Source organism: Nitrosarchaeum koreense MY1 (assembly GCF_000220175.1).
GTDB lineage: Archaea > Thermoproteota > Nitrososphaeria > Nitrososphaerales > Nitrosopumilaceae > Nitrosarchaeum > Nitrosarchaeum koreense.
Genome location: NZ_AFPU01000001.1, coordinates 1,347,173 through 1,367,771 on the forward strand (window position 1 = coordinate 1,347,173; position 20,599 = coordinate 1,367,771).

Annotated in this window: 23 protein-coding genes and 1 tRNA gene; 7 read left to right on the plus strand and 17 right to left on the minus strand. The window is 32.2% G+C overall.

Going from position 1 to position 20,599, the window contains the following annotated elements:
- Position 1: 1 nt before the first annotated feature.
- The 9 genes from hisI to hisG are packed head-to-tail and all read right to left on the minus strand — an operon-like array spanning position 2 to position 7,365.
- The gene (gene hisI / locus MY1_RS07800; RefSeq protein ID WP_048110533.1) at positions 2-331 is read right to left on the minus strand and encodes a phosphoribosyl-AMP cyclohydrolase; all 330 of its coding nucleotides are present in this window, start codon (positions 329-331) and stop codon (positions 2-4) included.
- Positions 332-354: 23 nt separating this feature from the next.
- The gene (gene hisF / locus MY1_RS07805) at positions 355-1,158 is read right to left on the minus strand and encodes an imidazole glycerol phosphate synthase subunit HisF (RefSeq protein WP_007551403.1); all 804 of its coding nucleotides are present in this window, start codon (positions 1,156-1,158) and stop codon (positions 355-357) included.
- Positions 1,155-1,862, minus strand: coding sequence for a 1-(5-phosphoribosyl)-5-[(5-phosphoribosylamino)methylideneamino]imidazole-4-carboxamide isomerase (hisA, locus tag MY1_RS07810; protein WP_007551404.1), 708 nt, complete (start codon positions 1,860-1,862; stop codon positions 1,155-1,157). The genes hisF and hisA overlap by 4 nt, the downstream gene beginning before the upstream one ends.
- Entirely contained in the window at positions 1,859-2,464 is a 606-nt protein-coding gene (hisH, locus tag MY1_RS07815; protein ID WP_007551406.1) for an imidazole glycerol phosphate synthase subunit HisH, read from the minus strand. The genes hisA and hisH overlap by 4 nt, the downstream gene beginning before the upstream one ends.
- Complete coding sequence (locus MY1_RS07820; protein WP_048110049.1) at positions 2,465-3,052, minus strand: imidazoleglycerol-phosphate dehydratase; 588 nt, start codon at positions 3,050-3,052, stop codon at positions 2,465-2,467.
- Between the two features lie 26 nt (positions 3,053-3,078).
- A complete protein-coding gene (locus tag MY1_RS07825; RefSeq protein WP_048110052.1) occupies positions 3,079-4,053 on the minus strand; it encodes an HAD family hydrolase in 975 nt (324 codons plus the stop codon).
- Positions 4,050-5,120 carry a histidinol-phosphate transaminase gene (gene hisC, locus MY1_RS07830; RefSeq protein ID WP_007551410.1) on the minus strand — a complete coding sequence of 357 codons (1,071 nt, stop codon included), beginning with the start codon at positions 5,118-5,120 and terminating at the stop codon, positions 4,050-4,052. Before hisC ends, MY1_RS07825 begins: the two co-directional genes overlap by 4 nt.
- Positions 5,117-6,388 carry a histidinol dehydrogenase gene (hisD, locus tag MY1_RS07835; RefSeq protein ID WP_007551411.1) on the minus strand — a complete coding sequence of 424 codons (1,272 nt, stop codon included), beginning with the start codon at positions 6,386-6,388 and terminating at the stop codon, positions 5,117-5,119. Before hisD ends, hisC begins: the two co-directional genes overlap by 4 nt.
- Complete coding sequence (hisG, locus tag MY1_RS07840; protein WP_007551412.1) at positions 6,388-7,365, minus strand: ATP phosphoribosyltransferase; 978 nt, start codon at positions 7,363-7,365, stop codon at positions 6,388-6,390. The genes hisD and hisG overlap by 1 nt, the downstream gene beginning before the upstream one ends.
- A 59-nt stretch (positions 7,366-7,424) precedes the next feature.
- Between hisG and MY1_RS07845 the strand changes: the two genes are divergently transcribed.
- Positions 7,425-8,297 (plus strand): hypothetical protein, encoded by an 873-nt coding sequence (locus tag MY1_RS07845; protein WP_007551413.1) that lies wholly within the window; start codon positions 7,425-7,427, stop codon positions 8,295-8,297.
- A 1-nt stretch (position 8,298) separates the two neighbouring features.
- On the opposite strand, the gene MY1_RS07850 is transcribed toward MY1_RS07845, so the two are convergent.
- On the minus strand, positions 8,299-9,558 hold the full coding sequence (locus tag MY1_RS07850) for a hydroxymethylglutaryl-CoA reductase, degradative (protein ID WP_007551414.1): 1,260 nt from the start codon (positions 9,556-9,558) through the stop codon (positions 8,299-8,301).
- A complete protein-coding gene (locus MY1_RS07855; RefSeq protein WP_007551415.1) occupies positions 9,555-10,649 on the minus strand; it encodes a PQQ-dependent sugar dehydrogenase in 1,095 nt (364 codons plus the stop codon). Before MY1_RS07855 ends, MY1_RS07850 begins: the two co-directional genes overlap by 4 nt.
- An 83-nt stretch (positions 10,650-10,732) precedes the next feature.
- On the opposite strand from MY1_RS07855, the gene MY1_RS09725 reads away from it, so the two are divergent.
- Positions 10,733-10,822, plus strand: a tRNA-Met gene (locus MY1_RS09725).
- Position 10,823: 1 nt separating this feature from the next.
- On the opposite strand, the gene MY1_RS07860 is transcribed toward MY1_RS09725, so the two are convergent.
- Complete coding sequence (locus tag MY1_RS07860) at positions 10,824-12,152, minus strand: tRNA(Ile)(2)-agmatinylcytidine synthase (protein ID WP_007551416.1); 1,329 nt, start codon at positions 12,150-12,152, stop codon at positions 10,824-10,826.
- Positions 12,153-12,236: 84 nt separating this feature from the next.
- Between MY1_RS07860 and dph2 the strand changes: the two genes are divergently transcribed.
- Positions 12,237-13,232 (plus strand): diphthamide biosynthesis enzyme Dph2, encoded by a 996-nt coding sequence (gene dph2 / locus MY1_RS07865; RefSeq protein WP_007551417.1) that lies wholly within the window; start codon positions 12,237-12,239, stop codon positions 13,230-13,232.
- Positions 13,233-13,234: 2 nt separating this feature from the next.
- Here the strand turns inward: dph2 and MY1_RS07870 are convergent, their stop codons facing one another.
- A complete protein-coding gene (locus tag MY1_RS07870) occupies positions 13,235-13,837 on the minus strand; it encodes a tetratricopeptide repeat protein (RefSeq protein WP_007551418.1) in 603 nt (200 codons plus the stop codon).
- A 13-nt stretch (positions 13,838-13,850) separates the two neighbouring features.
- On the minus strand, positions 13,851-14,921 hold the full coding sequence (locus MY1_RS07875) for a zinc-binding dehydrogenase (RefSeq protein ID WP_007551419.1): 1,071 nt from the start codon (positions 14,919-14,921) through the stop codon (positions 13,851-13,853).
- An 88-nt stretch (positions 14,922-15,009) separates the two neighbouring features.
- Between MY1_RS07875 and MY1_RS07880 the strand changes: the two genes are divergently transcribed.
- Positions 15,010-15,561, plus strand: coding sequence for an exosome complex RNA-binding protein Csl4 (locus MY1_RS07880; RefSeq protein WP_007551420.1), 552 nt, complete (start codon positions 15,010-15,012; stop codon positions 15,559-15,561).
- A 3-nt stretch (positions 15,562-15,564) separates the two neighbouring features.
- The gene (gene pheA, locus MY1_RS07885; protein ID WP_007551421.1) at positions 15,565-16,380 is read left to right on the plus strand and encodes a prephenate dehydratase; all 816 of its coding nucleotides are present in this window, start codon (positions 15,565-15,567) and stop codon (positions 16,378-16,380) included.
- Here pheA and MY1_RS07890 read toward each other — a convergent pair.
- The 3 genes from MY1_RS07890 to folP are packed head-to-tail and all read right to left on the minus strand — an operon-like array spanning position 16,377 to position 19,219.
- Positions 16,377-16,844, minus strand: coding sequence for a hypothetical protein (locus MY1_RS07890; RefSeq protein ID WP_007551423.1), 468 nt, complete (start codon positions 16,842-16,844; stop codon positions 16,377-16,379). The two genes, pheA and MY1_RS07890, sit on opposite strands and share 4 nt — an antisense overlap.
- A 35-nt stretch (positions 16,845-16,879) precedes the next feature.
- Positions 16,880-18,313 (minus strand): IMP dehydrogenase, encoded by a 1,434-nt coding sequence (guaB, locus tag MY1_RS07895; RefSeq protein WP_007551425.1) that lies wholly within the window; start codon positions 18,311-18,313, stop codon positions 16,880-16,882.
- 45 nt (positions 18,314-18,358) lie between these two features.
- On the minus strand, positions 18,359-19,219 hold the full coding sequence (gene folP / locus MY1_RS07900) for a dihydropteroate synthase (protein WP_007551426.1): 861 nt from the start codon (positions 19,217-19,219) through the stop codon (positions 18,359-18,361).
- A gap of 22 nt (positions 19,220-19,241) precedes the next feature.
- On the opposite strand from folP, the gene MY1_RS07905 reads away from it, so the two are divergent.
- Complete coding sequence (locus MY1_RS07905) at positions 19,242-19,979, plus strand: 6-hydroxymethylpterin diphosphokinase MptE-like protein (RefSeq protein WP_007551427.1); 738 nt, start codon at positions 19,242-19,244, stop codon at positions 19,977-19,979.
- A gap of 36 nt (positions 19,980-20,015) precedes the next feature.
- Entirely contained in the window at positions 20,016-20,597 is a 582-nt protein-coding gene (locus tag MY1_RS07910; RefSeq protein ID WP_007551428.1) for a hypothetical protein, read from the plus strand.
- Positions 20,598-20,599 lie beyond the last annotated feature (2 nt).

A 20,599-nucleotide genomic window follows, 5' to 3' on the forward strand; every position in this document is an offset into this window, starting at 1 on the left:
ATTATTTTTCTAATCTGGTGTGAAAACAAACTTTCTCACCAGTATGACATGCTGGTCCTGATGGTTCTACAAGATAGATTACTGCATCAGAATCACAATCGACAAGAATTTCTTTGACTTTTTGTGTATTGCCAGATTCTTCACCTTTCATCCAGAGTTTATTTCTAGAACGACTCCAAAACCAAGAGTTACCAGTTTTTTTAGTTAGTTCCAATGATTCTTTATTTGAGTAAGCTAATGTCAGTACATCTTTTGTATTTGCATCCTGAACAATGACTGGAATTAACCCATCACTTTTTGTGAAATCAATATCTTCAATAGATTTTTTCATCATTTAAAATCACAAAGTATTGTTTATAATCTTACAGGAATTTGTTTGTCTTTGAGATATTTTTTTACACCATTTACACCATGTGTTTGATAATGAAATATTGAAGCCGCTAATGCAGCATCAGCGTTTGATTCCTTGAATACATTTACCATATCATCAGGCTTACCACATCCACCAGAGGCTATTATTGGGATAGATACAGAGTTTACAATCTCCCTAGTTAGAACGAGATCATAGCCGTCTTTGGTTCCATCCTTATCAATACTAGTTAGAAGTATTTCTCCTGCACCCAGTTTTTCTACTTTTTTTGCCCATTCAACAACATCAATACTAGTTGCTTCTTTTCCACCATAAATGAAGACTTCAAACCAGAATTTTTTTCCATTTTCGGAAAAAATATTCTTATCTTTTTTAAGATCATAGTTTCTTTTAGCATCGATTGCAACTACAACACACTGTCGTCCAAATAGTTTCATTAGTTCAGAAATAACATTAGGATTTTTTATTGCACCAGTGTTTATGCCAACTTTATCGGCACCATTTAGTAAAATATTTCTTGCATCCTCTAATGATTTTACCCCACCTCCAACTGTAAATGGAATGTCAATTACAGAAGCAACTTTTCTTACCAAATCCTTGATTGTTTTTCTTTGTTCGTCAGATGCAGTAATATCTAAAAAAACTAATTCATCAGCACCCTCATTACTATATTTTTCAGCTAGTTCAACAGGATCTCCAGCATCTTTGATAGATTCGAAATGAAGGCCTTTTACAACTCGTCCATTTTTTACATCAAGACAGGGAATGATTCTTTTTGTTAAAGTCATACTATTTGTTTTGCCTCTTGAATTGATATTTTATTCTCATAAAGTGCTTTACCTAGAATTACACCAAAAGCATTTTGTTGTTTTACATTTTGAACGTCCTTAATATTTGAGATTCCACCGCTTGCAATTACATGTGCATTATTTAATTGACATGCTTGAGATAAAAATTCTAAATCAGGACCTTCAAGTGTTCCATCTTTACTAATATTTGTTAGTAAAAATTCAGAGAACCCAATAGATAAAAATTCTTTCATAGCATCAATTAATTTTATTTTTGTTTGGTTTTGCCATCCATGTGTCACTATTTCACCATCAAGATGATCAACGGAAATCACAATTTTTTTAGAACCCAAATTTACCAATAATTTTTGCAGTATTGATTTATCTTTGAAGGCCAATGTACCTAAAACAATTCTGTGACAAATTTTTGAGACGTCAGTAATAGTAGATTCATCTCGTAATCCGCCAGCAACTTGAATTGGAATTGAAATCTGATCAAGAATCTTCTTAATTATTGGCAGATTTGAACCAATACCAAGTGTTGCATCAAGGTCTACCAAATGAAGCATATCAGCTCCGTTTGCTTCCCATTTTTTTGCTACTTCTACAGGATTGTCACTGTATACGGTTTTCTGTTTAGGATCGCCTTTGTAGAGTCGTACTACTTGGCCATTCATTAGATCAATTGCAGGAATAACTTTCATTTTTTACACACATTTAAAAAATTTTGAATCATAATTTTTCCTACATTACCAGATTTTTCTGGATGAAACTGTGTCCCAAAAAAATTATCTTGTTCAATAACTGCAGGTACCTTAATTCCATAATCAGATTCTGCAGTAATAGCATCACAATTAATTGGGTTTACTCTATACGAGTGTACAAAATAAACCCAAGATTCATTTTTTACTCCTTCAAGAATTTTTCCAGATTTTTTAATTTCCAAATTGTTCCATCCCATATGAGGAACTTTCATAGATTGTGGAAGTACTATTACATCTCCTTCAATTACACCTAATCCTTTCTCGTTTCCTTCTTCACTTTTTTCAAAAAACATTTCCATGCCAAGACAAATTCCTAAAACAGGAGTATTATCCTTGACATACTCATGAAAATTTGTTTTTGATTTAGATATGCTTTTTATTGCAGGATCAAAATTTCCTACCCCTGGAAGTAATAATCCAGAGTAAATATTGGGCTTGTCAAAATTTGTGATAACATCTACTGTAGCTCCTGCTTTTTCAAGTGAATTTTTCAGACTGAAAATATTTCCAGCTCCGTAATCAAATATTGCTAGATTGACCATCTACATTGAACCTTTAGTGCTTGGAATACCTTTTTGTTTTTTGTCATATGAAGAAGCTTCTCTGAATGCAACTGCCAATGATTTGATGGCAGCTTCCACTTTGTGATGATCATTATCACCATACTTTACAGTAAGGTGAACACAGATGTTTAGATTTTGAAGGAGTGATTGGAAAAAGTGTTCTAAATCCTCTTTTGAGATACCTTCAATTGTGTTTCGTTTAACTGATAGTACGAGTTTCCAAAATGGTCTTTTTACTAGATCAATTGAAGTCTCAGCTAGTGACTCATCCATCGGTACTGATGCATAGCTAAATCTAGTAATTCCACTCCTTGTACCCAAGGCTTTGTCAATAGCCAAACCCATGGTAATTGCAGTATCTTCAATCAAGTGGTGCTCGATTTTGTCATTTGATTTTGCATTAACCTTAAGATCCATCATTCCATGTTTTCCAAAGGCCGTAATCAAATGATCAAGAAAGCTAATCCCAGTGTGAATAGTAGTTTTTCCGGTTCCATCTAAATTAATAGATACAGATACTGTGGTTTCTTTTGTACTACGATTTACGGAACTTTTTCGGGGCTTCATATTTTTCACAGGAGATGTACTTTGTATTATTCTAAATTTAACATCTTCGGAATCAGATTAATAGATTTCAAGACTAATTTAGCACCATTATGCTGAAATAATTCCAGTTTTGCTTGAGGATTTTTGCTGGTTCCTATAATCCCACAAAAAATAACTTTACAGCCATGTTCTGTTGCCTTTTTAGCCATTATAAAATCCTCCATAGAGTCTCCAACATAGATACAGTATTTAGAATTCATTCCATTAATTGAACGGATTAAGGATTCAGGGTTTGGTTTTGCAAGTTCTCTTGGCTCATCTTCTAAAAATGCAGAATTTTTCAGATCAAATTCGTCTAAGAGAGATTCCAGTGAATAACGAATTGATTCTAGTCCTCTTCCAGAAACAATAGCAACATTTTTTCCAAATTTTGATTTCAGTTTTTGAATTAGTTGTAGATTTAAAATTACAATATCATTGTCTATCAAACCATTTTCGGAAAACTGAGACTTTTGTTTGAATAATTTACTGTAAAGTTCCGACCCATAAAATATTTGATCAAATATTTTGTATAATGGATTATTATTACGGATTCCAGGATACGATAATTTGTTTTTAATGTCACTTATATCAACAAGGCTTTCAAGATATTTTTCTACGGATAAAATTCCAGAAGAATCAGCATTAGATATTACATCAAAGATAAATTTATGCTGATCCTTATCTAATTTTTTAGCAGCAGTTAGAGAAAGAATTGCTGCATATGTCAGATCAACTTCGTCATTGAATCCTCCACTAGATTTGAATCCGTCAATAATTTTGGAGTCAATTCTAATTTTATCTTTAATTTGAAAAAAATTTTCTAAAACATATTGTACAGTTTTGTCTATTGCAAGGTTATATGATTTTGTAATATCGATTAAAACTCCATCACAGTCAAATATTATTCCATCTGTAGAAACAAGATCATCTAAAACAGAATCATCCATGTATATTCCTGATTGTTTTTTCGTTAAAGTCATCCTAACAGATCACGAATTGCAAGTAAAAATTTAGAGTTCATTTCCTTAGTTCCAATTGTAACCCTAAGACATCCATCATGTTTTCCAATTTTTCCTAATGTTCTAATTGATATGCCTTGTTCTGCAAGAGCATTATAGACTCTTTTGTGAGAACCATGAGCGTCAAATAATACGAAATTAGCCTTGGAATCAAAGACCTCAAACGCCTCATATTTTTTGAGGTTTTCAATTATTCTTTTTCTCTCTTCTTTGATTATTTGCACTGCATCTTTCATTTGCGTGTATTGGTCTAACGCTACAATTGCAGATTCAATGGTTAGCGTACTTACTGGATATGGGTATTGCAAAACACGGTTAAAGACATCGGTGAATTTTTTGTTTGCTATAAAGTAGCCCAATCTCAAACCAGCTAAACCAAATGACTTGGATAGTGTTTGCACGACAATCAGATTTTCTTGTGATTTTACCATACCAGATAATGAAAAATCACCAAACTCTCCATAAGCTTCATCGATTATTATTAATCCGTTAAATGATTTTACTAATTTTTGTAGATCATTTTTTTGAAATTGAAATCCTGTTGGATTGTTTGGAGAATCAAGATATAGTATATCAGCACTTTTGGATAATTTAAGAAAATCATTAATGTCTAGCGTCATAGTACTGGAAAAAGGGATTGCGGTAACTGGAATAGAATATAATTTGCATCGTTCTTCAAAAAATCCAAATGTCGGATTAGATGTAATAACTTTGGTTTGCTTTGATGCAAAATTTGAAAGAATCAAATCAAGTATTTGATCAGAGCCGTTTCCAACGCCGATCATAGATGAGGGTACTTTAAGAAATTTTGATAGTTGATTAATCAAACGTTCCACACCTCCTAAAGGATATTCTCTAACATCGCAATTTTTTTTGGCGTTATTAATTAGATCTTGTTGAAATTGTTTTGATATAACATAGTTTTCATTAGAATCAAGTTTTAGTGCATCAGGATGCATCTCAGGTTTTTGGTATCCGCCAATAGAATCTAATTCATTAATCTTTTTTTTAATCCAGTCTTGTTTCATTTTATTCTACCCCGTACTGCCTCGTAGTGATTTGGTAGTCCTTCTGCTTCTGTAAATATTTCCAAATGTTTTGAAATTTTGGATAAAATTGATTTTGATGTAGAAACTTGGGTGTTAATCTTGAGAAAGTCTAAAACGGATAGAGATCCCCTAGTTTTGCCAAATCTATTTGTGGGCAAGATGTGATTTGAGCCTAAAAGATAGTCACTTGCAGATGAAGGAGTGTCGTGTCCTAGCAACACTAGTCCAGCCGAAGTGATTTTAGTTCCAAAAGCATCAGGATTTCTTGTCATAATTTGCAAGTGTTCAGGAGCCAATTCATTTGCAAGTTTTATCATATCAGAATTATTTTTACATATGGCAATAAAGCCATTTTCTTTAAGACTAGTTTTAACAAAGTCACTTCGGTTAATTTTATTGACCATATCGGTGATGATTTTATCTACAGATTTTGCAAGTTTTTCTGAATTTGTTATCAAGTAACAAAGAGTATCGTTGCTGTGTTCTGATTGGGATATCAGATCCAGTGCAATGTATTTTGGATTTGCAGTTACATCTGCAATGATTCCTAATTCAGTAGGACCTGCAAGCATATCGATTGACGTTATTTCACTAATCATAAACTTTGCAAGTGTTACAAATGCTCCACCAGGTCCAATTATTTTATCAACTTTTGGAATTGATTTTGTGCCAAATGATAAAGCAGCAATTGCTTGTGCACCTCCAACACGATAAATTTCAGTCGCACCACAAATATTTGCAGCTACAATAGTAAGTGGATCAATTTTCCCATCAGAATTTGGAGGAGATACAACTACAATTCTTTTGACTCCAGCAATTTTTGCAGGAATAACAGACATTATGACAGAACTTGGATATCTCGCTAGACCACCTGGGATATAACATCCAACGCTTTGTATTGGTGTAAATTTCTTTGAAATTTTAATTCCATCGGTATTGATAGTTTTATTTTTTAGGATTGATTTTACAATAGATTCAGTTTTTTCTAATCTCAATTTAGCTAGTTGTATTGCATCTATTTTATTTTTAGATACTTTGGAAAATGCATCTTTTATTTCATTTTGAGATAAGCGTAGTGAAGTAACTTTGGCACCACTAAATTGTTTCTCATATTTTCTTATTGCAGAATCTCCATTTTTTTGTACATTTTTTAATATAGATTCAACTATGGATTTGTTTTTTTGAGGCTGTTTTGGCAATATTTGAGCTGAAAATTTTTCAACATTAGTTACTCGAATTATTTTCATCAATTTTCTTCATCACGCTTAATCTCCTCTAGCTCTAGAATTTGTCGCGGTTCATGAACAACTAGTCCTTGGGCAATTTTTCGTAGTTTTGGAATTAATTTGTGAAAATCTTCTTTAAGAATCACTGTGTTAATGCCAAACCATCCTTCTTCACTAAGTGGACTTATTGTTGGTTTTTTAAGAGAAGGTATTTGTTGCAAGAGTTTTTTGAGATTCTGTTCTTCTACGTTGAGATAGATGTGTAAATATTTTCTCCCATGTACTGCACCACGCATAAGAGTTACAATGTCAAATATTTTTTCACGTTTTTGTGGATCTCGTAAAGATTTTTTGTTAACGATCAAGTGTGCCGTAGATGTTAGAACTTCATCAACAATTTTTAATTTATTTTGTTTTAGTGTAGTTCCAGTCTCAGTAACATCCATGATTGCATCAACGTCTTCAGGTGGTTTTGCTTCTGTTGCACCAAACGATAAATGAATTTGAACATTTTTGTTTGTGCCAAGTCGAAGCCACGGAGTAACAATTAACGGATCTTTTGAGCCATAATATTTTTTATAGGATTTACATTGTTTTAGAAATTTGGATGCAGTCGTTAGATATTCAGAGGATATACGAAGTGTTTTTTTCTTTTTTGCATAATCAGCAATCATTTCATCAAGATTTTTGTACTTGTATTTATCAGGAAATGCAACAACCAGTCGTATTTTTCCATATTCTAAATCCAAAATAGCTTCAACGTCAGCACTAGTTTCACCTACCCAATCCTTTCCGGTGATACCAACATCATACAGTCCTTCAGATACAAGTGTAGGTATTTCTTGTGGTCTTAGCATCTTTACTATAATATTTGGATCATCAAGATATACTCGATAAGTCCTATCTTTTCTATTTACTTTGGTCCAAGACCTTTCAAGAAGTTTGAAAGTAGCTTCTTCAAGGCTACCTTTTGGTATAGCAAAACGAATTGGAGACATTTCTTATATGTCTCTAAACTTAGTATATAATAACTTCATTTATTTTTAAAATTATATCTATGAAATTTGTAAAACCAGTCATTTTAGGTTCAATAGCATTATCAGTTATTGTATTAGTATTTTATTTTGGATTTAACATTCAAGACATACCAAAGCAGGACATACCGATGCAAAATAACTCCGATCCTATAGATTCAGAATTAATAAAATGGAGTGATGGAATCTTGTTTGATGTTTTTGTATATCCAAAAGATATTGTAAACATAGATGGAAGACAAATACCATTAAAAGGTACTTTCAAATTAAAACCAAATTTATCAGAAACTTATTCTGAAATTGGAGTTTATGATGAAAAAAATAAACCTCTAGTCATTATACCAGTATATACTGCAAGTGCATATTCAAAAAATGGTTTTTATGATTTTTACAGTGGTTATTGTAATACTTGTCTAACAACAAAAATTGTATCAATTGATGAGTTGAGAGAACAATCAAGTGCAAATGCTGTTAAAATTTTAGAATTATTGGGATATGATTCAATTACAGATATTGAATTGGATAAAAATCCAGATATATTAAAAAAATATGATAAGATCATATTGTTACATAATGAATATGTAACAAAAAATATGTTTGATTCTATAACATCACATCCAAATGTTATTTATCTATATCCTAATGCGTTATATGCTGAGATATCAACAAATTTTGAAGATAATACAATTTCGTTAATTAGAGGTCATAATTATCCAGATGAAGATATCAAGAACGGTTTTGATTGGGAATTTGAAAATACAGATCCATATGAATATGACAAAGAATGTAAAAATTGGGAATTTTACAATATTACAAATGGTAAGATGCTAAATTGTTATCCAGAGCAGGTTATTTGGAAAGATGAGAAATTTTTAAAAGTTTTAAAAGAATTATAATCTAATTCAGACTTTGTAGTATTTCTTTGGCTTTATCAAGTGAGATTTGTTTTTGTTCAATCATTTTCTGAACAATTTCGTCTATTTGATCAGGTTTTGCACCTGCAGCAGATGCCAAGTTTCTTGCATGCAATCTCATATGTCCCTTTTGGATTCCTTCTGTTGATAATGCTCTAATTGCACTATAATTTTGGGAAAGCCCAGTTGCAGCCATTATGCATGCAAGCTCCTGTGCTGATTTAACTTTGAGAATCTTCATGCAAATTTTTGCAATAGGATGAACATTTGCAATACCACCAACAGTTCCAACAGATAAAGGCAATTCTAAAGAGCCAACAAGATTTCCATCATTATCTTTAGTCCAATTACTAAGAGAGCGGTATGAGCCTGATCGTGCAGCGTATGCATTAGCAGCTGCCTCAATTGCTCTACTGTCTTGGCCAGTCGCATTTGCGACAGCTATGATACCATTCATTATTCCTTTGTTATGAGTTACAGCTCGGTAAACATCATTGTTGGCAAACTGATATGCCAAAACAATATCATCGACCACATCTTCCCCACCAATTTCATTTTTGTCAAATATTGCCGTAGCCTTTGCAATTCTACGAGTAGAATAATTCGATAAAATACGAAGTAGTGTTCTACCTCCAGTTATTTTGTCTAATAATGGTGAAACAGCTTCGCACATTGTATTTGTAACGTTTGCACCCATTGCATCACCTACATCAATTAACAGCTCGACAATCAACATTTTTCCAAAATCAGTATCAATTATTTTACAAGAAACTTCCTTTGTGCCTTTATTCATTTTAGATAATGTGGTACTCTTTGAATTTGCAAGAGATATGATCTCTTCAGAAGTCTCTTGTATTTTTTTAATTGCTAAGTCAATATCAACATCCAATACTTGGATTTGACCTATACTGTAAGACTCATCAGATGTTGCTTTAAATCCTCCCTTTATTCTTGCAATTTTTGCACCCTTTGAAGCTGCAGCAATCACGGATGGCTCTTCAATAACCATCGGAATAAGATAGTCTTTGCCATTAATTTTAAAACTAGTTGCTATTCCCAACGGCAATGAAAAAATACCAATGGCATTTTCAATCATTTTATCAGCTTTTTCAAAAGAGATACCGCCGTCATTGTTTTGTAAAATTTCCAACTCTTCAGAAGATAAATCAGCAAAATTACCAACAATATCCAATCTTTCTTTTCGTGTTTTTTCAAAAAATTTTGAAATTGATGAATCGCTCATTTTTTTATCCTCAATAACTTATCATCCATACTATCTGGAAAACCTTTACCATCAGTATTTGAAGTAATTACATAAAGACTACCATCTGGGCTTTGCACGACATCACGTATACGTCCAACCCCACTTAGTATAGTTTTTTGAGATGAAAGACCTTCAGAAAAATCTAGTTGGTATAGATTGGTTGCACGTAGGGAAGCCATGACAAAATCAGCCTCTAGAGATATCTTATCGCCAGAATAATACAATATACCACCAGGTTCAATGCTAGGGTCATAACACATTATTGCATTTTCATATTTACCATTACCTGAACACTGTTGCTCAGGCCAACCATAATTTTTTCCGGGTTTAATGAGATTAATTTCGTCATTTTTTTCGGGGCCAAGTTCTGACAAATACATTTGGCCCTTATCATCCCAGGTCATCCCCTGTGGATTTCTATGACCTAAAGAATAGATTGAGGAATTTGGAAATGGGTTATCTGTAGGAATTGTACCATCATCGTTTAATCGTAAAATTTTTCCCGATAAAGAATCTAGATTTTGGGGCATATGTGAAGATTCAGAAACTGTTCCGGTACCTACATACAATTTTTTATCAGGACCAAATTTTAAAAAGCCACCGTTTGTAAACACAGAACCAGGTATTTTATCAAAGATAGTTTTTGCATCAACTAGTTTGTTTTCAGATTCAGTAATTTGCAGTATTTTATTCCACAGTTCGCCATTTTCTTCATATGTCAAAAAAACATAGATTAGATGATTGTTTGAAAAATCAGGATGTAGTGCAATCCCCAGTAATCCGCCATCAAATACTTTTGCGGGACGCAATGCAGCAAGTGGTTCATCAAGCAGAGTGTTATTTTGAATAACTCTAATGAGTCCATCTTTTTCTGTCACAAAAATTCTATCATCAGATATTGCAATGGAACGTGGTTCATCAAGATTTTCTGCCAAAATATCTACAGAATTGTTTTCAGGAACTGGTGAAAGTGGTTCTGGAATCGGTAATGAATTAGAAGAGAATGTCAAATAAAATATTGAAAATGATAATGCAGCTATAATTCCTGCGATTCTTAGTTTTTTGTCCATAAAAAATCATTCAATTGAAATCCTATTAATTACTTTCAAGAATTTGATAAAGCGTATATACGGCTCGTGCTCATTCATGTATCAGCGGGGTGGGGAAGCCAGACTCTTTAGGGCTAGGTCATCCCGGCGGGCTCATAACCCGCAGTTCAGTAGTTCAAATCTACTCCCCGCTACTTAGTTATCATATACACAAAACCATGAAGATGATTCATCAAATTTTGATTCCTTGTTAATTCTTCCAATTCTTTGTACTGGTCTACTAAGATGTCTATGTGCAGAAACTATTGGAACATACAGTTGCTTTTTGATTTTTCTAGGAATTTCTCTAGATACTTTATTTTCAGATTTTTTACCACATTTTATACATTGAAAACCTTGATTGTTTCCTTTTGATTTCATCTTTTTATTACATTTTTTACAATTTGGATTAGATTTTATCATATTTTTTTTAAGTTCGATTATATCAATAAATTCAAGATTTAGAATCCGTGGGTGATTTTTTGATGCTTTTCTAATACCACCGCCAACACAAACTTTGTCTCCTTTGATCAAACTCGATGCCACAGATGTTATTCCAGTAGGTTTGTACACAGCACAACATAATTCAAATCCATCTGAATTAATAGAGAAAAAAACATGACCACCTTTTACTATCGTTGGTTCATCAGATATAATACCAGTAATTTTTCCGGAAGCATAAGGTTTAATATTTTTTGGATTTAGTTCATTTTTTAAATGGTCTCCAGTGCCTTGATTAGATTTGAATATCATATAACCAGATAATTTTTCACTTGTTTTCAAAATTTTAGTTGCACGTAATAGTGAATCTATATTTTCGCCACGTACGCCGTAAAAAACAGGATCAGGACCATGAGGAGTAATTAAAACTCGCTCTTTTTTATTATCGAAGCTGTTAAATGTAAACGGTAATGTTTTTTCCTGCATTATCTTTACACTTTTAGCAGAAAGATTTCGTTTTTTTCCAAATTTAGAATTTTTTCTATAGCTTAATAGCTCCAATGTATGATCTTTAAAATCATAACCAATTGCACCGATAGCACCTACAAGACCTTGACCATTTCCTTGATAAAAAAATTCCATGTTATTTTTTCGGGCAAATTTTTTTGCATGATTTCTGTTTATCAATTGCCATAAAGCTAATTTACTAAATTTAGAAAACTGATCTGGAATTTCTTTATTCTCATAAAAAACTAATCCAGGGTTTGCACCATTTTTGATGTCAGAGTATTTTTCTACAAGTTTTTTAATATGATTTTTAATTTTAGATGAATTTTTTGTTCTTATTTTCATTGAAACTGCACCATTTCCTCGTGTTTTCCAAGGAATGTTTGGATTAAATCGAATTAATTTTGGGAAATCTAGAAATTCAATATCTTGTTTTTTTAGTGAATCAACAATTTTGTAAGCAAGAAAAGTTGTGCACATTCCTTTTGGAGAATCTGTATCATCAAAACCGATATTGAGTATTTGTGAATTAGCCATAAACAAATTATAGAATTTCAGACATTTTTAGTTGTTGGAAGGTACAGTTGGTTTAAATTAATAACACCATATTTTTAGCTGGAATTGATAGTAATAGATGAAGAACGCATATTCAAAGAAATTGAAATAAAGAAACCTGCTTCAGTATCACTAAACGGGCCAGATGGAATTCTACCTCAAGTACAAGAAACTGCAATGAATATCACTAGGCGATTTGGTATTCCTGCATACGTATTAGCTGATACGACCTGGGGAACGTGTGATCTTAATTCAAATGGTTCCAAAGTATTAGGAGCTGAAATTCAATTTAATATTGGACATACAATAAATACAGAGTCATTTGAAAAAAATCTAATTCTAATTAATGCATTTGACGATGTTGAATTTGATAGCGTTGCCAAAAAATGTGTTGACATTCTTAAGGGAAAGCAAATATCGTTGGTCACTGATAGTCAGCATTTACATCAAATGGATAAAGTAAATGAGATTTTGACTAACGGAGGAGTTTATGTGAAAATTGGAAAAGGTAAAGGACAATTAAATGATGGACAAGTGTTTGGTTGCGAATTTTATCCAGCCACAGAGCTTAAAGACAAAGTCGATGCATATGTTTTCTTAGGACAAAGTAATTTTCATGCAGCTGGAATTGCTCTATCAACTAACAAGCTAACGTATGTTTTAGATCCATATTTTAACGAAGTACGTGAAGTGACAGAATTTGCTCAAAAATTAAAAAAGAAAGCTACACTTGCAATATACAAAGCAGCTGATGCTCAATCATTTGGAATAATCATAGGACTTAAAGAAGGACAGTTATCCAAAGTATTTGCTTTAAAATTTAAAAAAGAATTAGAAAAAGAAGGAAAAACTGTTCAATTATTTGCATTAACAGATATCACAAATGAGAGATTAAAAAATCTAAAAGGTATTGATGCATTTATTCAAGTAGCATGTCCTAGAATTTCTACAGATAACCAATTTGATAAGCCTGTTCTTTCAACACCACAAGCAAACGCACTTTTAAAAATATTAAGACATGAAAGCATTGATGAATATCTAGAAATTCCTCATTGGCTTTAAAATTAAGATATTAGTTTTTGAAATTTTTGATTTCCAATTAGTTTTTCAAAAGATTTAGTTTTTTTTGCTTTGATTTTATATTGAATTCCTTGTGAAATTGCTTTTTCAAGTGTATCAAGTGAATCATCGAACCTAGAAAGCATTGCAAAATTACAAGATTTGTCAAAAAGAACATCACCGTTATTAGGATAATCCTCTAAAATAATATCACAACAATGAATTGATTCTTCAAAACTATTCAACGAAAACAAAATTCTTTCTTTATGATATAAAACAATGTTGTATTTGGGATTGTTTTTTAAAATAGCATTACAGTAAATTAATGCGTCAGTAAATGCACCTTTTTTTCTCAGCGAAGATATTTTATTTACTAAAACAGACAGATCGTTAGGATCTAATTTTAATGCAATATCATAGCATTGAATTGCACCATCATAATTTTTTAACTTATTTAATGCATATCCTTTGTTGTTAAGCGAAGCAATATGATTTGAATCATCATCTAAAATTTTATCATAATAAGTAATTGCGTCTTGCAATTTTCCTTTTAAAAACAATCTATTTGCTTCATCAAGAAGTGAATCAATTTTTGGATTACCAGCCATAATTGATTCTAAATTATGGTTTCATTAAGATTTTACCAAAGAGACCTTTGCCAGTTAACATTTTAGTATGAGCTTCTACTGCTTGTTCAAATGTATAAACAGAATCAATAATAGATCTTATTTTTCCCTGAGACATCCAATATAGAGCATGTTCTAATTCAGATCTAGTTCCCTGAGTTGAGCCTAAAATATTAATTCCTTTGAAAAAAATGTGGCGCAAATCTGTTTTAGCGTCATAGCCAGTTGTTGCTCCAGTAGTAACAATTGTTGCACCATACTTTAACAAAGTTAATTCTTTATTCCAATGGGAACCACCAATGTGCTCAAAAATTACATCTATCCCTGGAGAATCACCAAATGGTTTGATAATTTTTTTAGCAATATCACGAATTTCTTTATGCCAATCTTCTTTTCTATGATCTACTGCATAATCAGCACCTAGTTCTAATAATTGATTTAACTTATCAGGACTAGCTGTTGCAATTACGGTACAGCCAAATAATTTAGCTATCTGAATTCCATAATTTCCTACACCAGAACTGCCACCCATAACCAATACCAATTGTCCAGGTTGAATCTTTGCTCTACCAACTAACATATGCCATGAGGTAAGCAGAGTCATAGAAGCTGCAGCTGCGGATTCATATGTTACATTATCAGGTATTTTTACAACATTTACTTCTGGTAAATGTGTAACTTCACAATATCCTCCCCAAAGTGGACCAGTTTCAAATCCCCAAATTTTTCTCTTTTTGCAATCATATTCTCTTCCACTTGTACATAATTTACAAACTCGACATGACATATTTCCATGAGATACAACTCTATCACCAATTTTGATATTTTTTACATCTTCACCTACTGCAATTACTTCTCCTGCAGCATCAGTACCAGAAATATGAGGTAAAGGTACAGCTAAAGGTTTTCCTCTCATTCCCCAAATATCATCATAATTCAAAGAGGCATATTTTACTTTGAAAACAACTTCATTTGGTTTTGGAATAGGTTCAGGAATATCTTTAATTTTTAAAATTTTTGAAAAATCATCATCCGTAGTATAATTATCATATACTAGGGCTTTCATGATTATTTCAAACTTTTTCCGGTTATATGATTTGTCAAATTAGGCTCAAACCACAAACAATTATAATCATAACTCCAAAAAATACAACATGTCTGAAATTGCTGCACTTCCAGGAGACAAAATAGCATCTATTGAAGAATATGAAACAGGCTACAATACTTTTGATGACGGAGATATGGTCCGTGCATCAACTGTAGGTAAGACAGAACTGGACAAAGAAGCTAGAGTTGCAAACATAAAACATCCAAAAATGATATCAATTCCTAAAGTAGGAGACATCATAATAGGAACTGTAGCAGCAGTAATGTCTTCTATGATCGCAGTATCAATCGATTACATTAATGGTAAACCAACCACTTCTAAAGTTGAATGTATTTGCTCAACAAGAAATCTTAGAAAAAAGAATGTTGCTTTGGTAAACGATATTGTTACACTAAAAATTTTGAATCACCTAAACGGTACAATTCATGCAACAATTGAGGAACCACATTTGGGGGTATTATTTACAAAATGTAGAAAATGTGGTAAAAAAGTAGTCCAGATGCGCGATGCCATAAAATGTACAGAATGTTCTTGGATTGATGAAAGAAAACTTTCAACGAATTATGGCAATAGTGATTTCGTAAAGCTGAGAGAGTAAGAAATGACAAGTGTTTCGTTCCAAGGTGAACGAGGGGCATATAGTGAAGCAGCAGCTAAGGCATTTTTCAACATAGAGATTAATGTAGTACCCCATCCAACCTTTGCAAAAGTTTTAGAAAATACAATACAAGACAAAACAGAGTATTCTATTTTACCAGTAGAAAACTCATTGGAAGGAAGTATTGGAGAAAGTTATGATTTGTTGTATTCAACATCACTTAATGCCATTGGTGAAATTTATCATAGAATTGAACATTGCTTGATAGGAAGTGGTTTGTTAGAAGAGATAGATACTGTTTACTCTCATCCACAAGCATTGGGGCAGTGCAGGAATTTTATCGAAAAACACAACATGAAGACAGTACCGTCGTATGATACTGCAGGAAGTGTAAAGATAATCAAAGAATTGAATAAAAAAAACATAGCCTGTATTGCAAGCAAAGATGCATCTAAAATTTACAATATGCCTGTAATATCAGAAAACATTGCAAATAATTTGAATAATTATACTAGATTTCTGATATTATCAAAAAACAATAAGGAAGAAACTGGAAAAGACAAGACATCAATAATTTTTTCAATAAAACATGAACCCGGATCATTACACAGAATTATAGAAAAATTTTACAATTACAATGTTAATTTAACAAAAATTGAATCACGACCTACCAAAGCAAATACATGGGAATATAATTTCTACGTGGATTTTGAAGGACATGCAAAAAATCCAAAGATTGCAGAGATGTTAGTAAAAATCAAAGATGAAACATTATTTATGAAAATACTTGGATCTTATCCTTCGGCAAAGTTAAACTAGAATCCTTTTGGCTTTCTTAAAGTAAAACCCATGCTAAATCCAATAATTACCATTCCAGAAGTAATAACAATAATGTGGTATGTAAACAAAATAGGATCTGTTGTTATTTCTAACGTTGCTTCTACTTTTAATTCAGAAGAACCTGTATTTTGAAGATGTATTTCAGTTACGCCATCTTCAAGATGGACCCAATCTAAAGTAACTTCTTTAGTGTGAGATGTTTTTGGAATCTGAAGACCTAAACCAGGACTAGCTAAAGAAATATCAAATTTATCTCCCATAATCTTCATATGTTGTTTGGCATGATCACTTGCACGAATTTGGTATGAAGTAGTTTCGCCGACTCCAAATGTTTCGTTAATCTCAATTGTTTTCAATCCAATATCAGAAATTAAGGAATAAATCCCAATTCCGATAATAGCACTTCCGACAATAATTCCAATGATAGTTCTTTTGGATAACACAAAAGTATGAGTTGTAATGCCGTTTAAAAAATTAACTACATCAAAGATACATCATGCGGTTGACTTTCAGCAAACCCTGCCCTAGACATTTTGATAAATTCTGCATTTGCTTGCATTTGTGGAATGGTGTGTGCACCGCAGTAGCTCAGACCAGAACGAACGCCACCAGTTAATTGTTTTAAAATATCGGTCACTGTTCCTTTGTATGGAACCATTGCTTCAACTCCTTCTGCAACATAATCATTAAGATCTTCATCAAGTGAAATTGAACCTGTTTCTTTTGATTTTCTTCCTAATGAAGCTCCAAGTGAGGCCATTCCACGATATATTTTGAATCGTTTACCATTTTTAGTCAATACAGTACCAGGGGATTCATCAGTACCTCCTAACATACTGCCTACCATTACAGAAGATGCACCTGCAGCTAATGCTTTTGTGGCATCACCAGATGTTCTAGTTCCACCATCAGAAATAATTGGAATGCCATAATCTTTTCCAATCTTTGCACAATCCATTACTGCAGTTAATTGTGGTACTCCAGAACCTGTAATTACTCTAGTAATACAAATTGAGCCAGACCCTACACCAACCTTTACTGCATCTACTCCAGCCTTAATTAGATCCTCAGCACCTTGTGCAGTTGCAATATTACCAGCAATTAATTCACATTTAGGAAATGCCTTTTTGATGTTACGAATTGTGCTTATTGCGTTTTCACTATGACCATGGGCAATATCAACAACTAGTACATCTGCACCTGCATCTAGTAGAGATTCTGATCTTTCCATAAAATCTCCTTTTACACCTACTGCAGCACCAACAAGAGGCCTTCCTTTCTTGTCTTTTGATGCAGAAGGATAATCTTCAATATTTGTAATGTCTTTGCTTGTAATTAGACCTTTAATAGAGCCATTATCGTCAATTATTGGTAATTTTTCAATTCTATGTTGATGTAAAATTTTCTTTGCTTCATCCAAGCTTACACCTAGTTTAGCAGTTACAACATCTTTTGTCATAACATCTTTGATAAGATGAGTAGTATCAGTTTCAAACAAAAGATCTCTATCAGTAACTATTCCAACCAATTTGGAATTTGAGTCAATAACTAAAAGACCAGAAATTTCTTTTTCTTCAGCATAATTTATTGCATCTTGAATAGTTTTATCAAGATTAATCACATATGGATTTTCAATCATTACGCTTCCTGAACGCTTTACTTTTAGAACTTCATTTGCCTGTTCTTTAATTGTCAAAAACCTATGAATGATTCCTATTCCTCCAGCCCGAGCCATTGCTACTGCCATAGCAGATTCAGTTACCGTATCCATATTTGCACTAACAAATGGAATGTTAATTGAAATATTACGGGATAATTTTGTTTTTAAATCTGTTTGAGATCTGCTAGTGATGTCTGAATATTTGGGTACGAGAAGAACATCATCAAAAGTTAATCCTTCTTTGAATTCCAATGAAACCTTGTAAAGATGGTCTAAGATGGATTATAAGCCTTTGTGTCACCTAGACAGTTTTGATGCAATAGTAATGGCATCTTTTGTTTCTGCTACATTATGAGTACGAATGATATCAGCACCATTAAGAACAGATACAACTTCGGCTGCAAGAGATCCAAATAATCGATCTGAAACATTTTCCTTACCTAAAAGTTTTCCAATAAATGATTTGTTTGAAACTGAGATCAAAATTGGATACCTCATCTTAATAGATTTTAAATTTTGAATAATAAAAAGATCTCTATCTATCCAATTAGATTTAATTTTTGTAAAAAAAGATCCACTTTCAGATTTTCTAAAAAATCCAATAGCAGGATCTAAAACAATCTTGCTTGACGGAATACCAGCAGTTTTTGCAAGTGAAATACTATCTTTTAAGAGATTTTTAGTCGATTTGGGATCTCCAGATACAGTTTTTGAATCAAAGGCACATAAAACAAGTGACGGAGAATAATCTTCGATCACATTAATCATTTGATCATCATATTTTAAACCAGAAATATCATTAATTATTTCAATTCCATATTCTAAAACAGATTTTGCAACATTGGCCCTACATGTATCAACTGATATTGGTAGATTAGATACATTTTGAATAATCTTTATTGCATCAAGAACTCTTTTTGTTTCTAATTTTTCAGATATTAATGTCGAAAGATATGGTGCAGTGGACATTCCTCCAACATCAATAAAATCTGCACCATCAATTTCCATCTGTTTTATTGTATTTGTAATCTGTTGTTTTGTTATTTTAATTGATTTTTTGTAAAATGACTCAGGACTAGTGTTTAAAATTGCCATTATTCGGATCGGGTTCTTTCCTCCTACGCCTATATTTCCAAGCTTAGTCACATGATTTATCATAAACCATGTCAATTTGAGTCATATGGTGATTGCAGGTTGGAATAAAAAATATGCAATGATTCGAAAAGAATTCAAATATAGCAAAGAACAAGATAAAGAATCAGCAATAATTTTAGATTCAATTTTAAGGAAAAATATTTCTAATAAAAAAATCAGAGATGAAATATCCGGTAAGACAGTGTTTGTAATAGGCGCGGGACCTTCATTGTCATTAGCCATACCAAAATTGAAAAAATTTAAAAAAGTTGTAAAAATTGTAGCCGATAGCGCAGTAAAGCCATTGATAGAGAATGGAATCAAACCAAACATTGTTGTAACAGACTTGGATGGAGATGAGCATTCTTTGAAAAAAATTGGTAAAACAGATTCAATTTTTGTGGTTCATGCACATGGCGATAATATTAGTAAATTACAACTTGCTGAAAATTTTAAAAATTGTATTGGAACAACACAAACAAACCCATTTAAAAAAATACAAAATTTTGGCGGCTTTACAGACGGAGATAGAAGTGTTTTTCTTGCAAATCATTTTGAGGCAAAGAAAATTATTTTATTTGGAATGGATTTTGGAAAAAGAATTGGAAAATATTCCCAAACAAAAGCATCCGAAAGACAAATCAAATTAAAGAAATTGAAAAGAGCTAAATTGCTTTTGGAATGGCTATCAGAAAATTCAAGATCGCAGTTATTTACAACATCAAGCCAAATCAATGGATTTGAAAAAATATCATATAATGAACTTGATATTATAATTACCTAGAATGCATTTAATACCCATATACATATCAAAGAAATTATGAAGTTTTCAGACGAGCAAATACAAGATATTATTGCCATGAGAGACAACATTGTCAAACAAATGGATAAGCATCAAAATGCTATTGAGACATTACAGAAAAATTTGGCAATTTTAGATTCAATATTAAAAGAATCTAGTTTTACAAAAGCTTCTGCCATTAAACAAGTAAAAACATCAGAATCATCAAAAAATATCCCTATTGAGCCTACTGAAAAATTAGAAAAAAGCACAATCCCAATTACTAGTGGAAGTGATGGTAAGATTATTGCGAATGCTTACATCACACCTGATCAAGTTTCAATAATTTTAGCAGAAAATATGGAGATAAATGCAGATACTCCACCCTTCAAATCATTCTTTATTGATAGAATCATTGGAGAGATGAAACGAAAAGATTCTGCGGAAGCTGAAAATGGTAAAATTCAGAAAGAATCAGTTATTGATTATATTATTAACAAAAATGGTTCAGATATACGAGAAATAATCATTAAAAATTACAGACAAAAAGAAAGAGTAAATGAAATAATCAACACCGCAGGATGGTCACTTACACGAATGCTAGAAAAAATCAAAAAGTGATT

Bases quoted from the DNA above. Each gene is read 5' to 3' on its own strand.
- folP (WP_007551426.1), bottom strand. From the start codon at position 19,219: ATGATAAATCATGTGACTAAGCTTGGAAATATAGGCGTAGGAGGAAAG.
- MY1_RS07850 (WP_007551414.1), bottom strand. From the start codon at position 9,558: ATGAGCGATTCATCAATTTCAAAATTTTTTGAAAAAACACGAAAAGAA.
- MY1_RS07820 (WP_048110049.1), bottom strand. From the start codon at position 3,052: ATGAAGCCCCGAAAAAGTTCCGTAAATCGTAGTACAAAAGAAACCACA.
- hisC (WP_007551410.1), bottom strand. From the start codon at position 5,120: ATGAAACAAGACTGGATTAAAAAAAAGATTAATGAATTAGATTCTATT.
- MY1_RS07910 (WP_007551428.1), top strand. From the start codon at position 20,016: ATGAAGTTTTCAGACGAGCAAATACAAGATATTATTGCCATGAGAGAC.
- MY1_RS07870 (WP_007551418.1), bottom strand. From the start codon at position 13,837: ATGGCTGGTAATCCAAAAATTGATTCACTTCTTGATGAAGCAAATAGA.
- pheA (WP_007551421.1), top strand. From the start codon at position 15,565: ATGACAAGTGTTTCGTTCCAAGGTGAACGAGGGGCATATAGTGAAGCA.
- hisH (WP_007551406.1), bottom strand. From the start codon at position 2,464: ATGGTCAATCTAGCAATATTTGATTACGGAGCTGGAAATATTTTCAGT.
- hisI (WP_048110533.1), bottom strand. From the start codon at position 331: ATGAAAAAATCTATTGAAGATATTGATTTCACAAAAAGTGATGGGTTA.
- MY1_RS07880 (WP_007551420.1), top strand. From the start codon at position 15,010: ATGTCTGAAATTGCTGCACTTCCAGGAGACAAAATAGCATCTATTGAA.
- MY1_RS07875 (WP_007551419.1), bottom strand. From the start codon at position 14,921: ATGAAAGCCCTAGTATATGATAATTATACTACGGATGATGATTTTTCA.
- MY1_RS07845 (WP_007551413.1), top strand. From the start codon at position 7,425: ATGAAATTTGTAAAACCAGTCATTTTAGGTTCAATAGCATTATCAGTT.
- hisD (WP_007551411.1), bottom strand. From the start codon at position 6,388: ATGAAAATAATTCGAGTAACTAATGTTGAAAAATTTTCAGCTCAAATA.
- hisA (WP_007551404.1), bottom strand. From the start codon at position 1,862: ATGAAAGTTATTCCTGCAATTGATCTAATGAATGGCCAAGTAGTACGA.
- MY1_RS07825 (WP_048110052.1), bottom strand. From the start codon at position 4,053: ATGACTTTAACGAAAAAACAATCAGGAATATACATGGATGATTCTGTT.
- MY1_RS07860 (WP_007551416.1), bottom strand. From the start codon at position 12,152: ATGGCTAATTCACAAATACTCAATATCGGTTTTGATGATACAGATTCT.
- hisG (WP_007551412.1), bottom strand. From the start codon at position 7,365: ATGTCTCCAATTCGTTTTGCTATACCAAAAGGTAGCCTTGAAGAAGCT.
- MY1_RS07855 (WP_007551415.1), bottom strand. From the start codon at position 10,649: ATGGACAAAAAACTAAGAATCGCAGGAATTATAGCTGCATTATCATTT.
- hisF (WP_007551403.1), bottom strand. From the start codon at position 1,158: ATGACTTTAACAAAAAGAATCATTCCCTGTCTTGATGTAAAAAATGGA.
- MY1_RS07905 (WP_007551427.1), top strand. From the start codon at position 19,242: ATGGTGATTGCAGGTTGGAATAAAAAATATGCAATGATTCGAAAAGAA.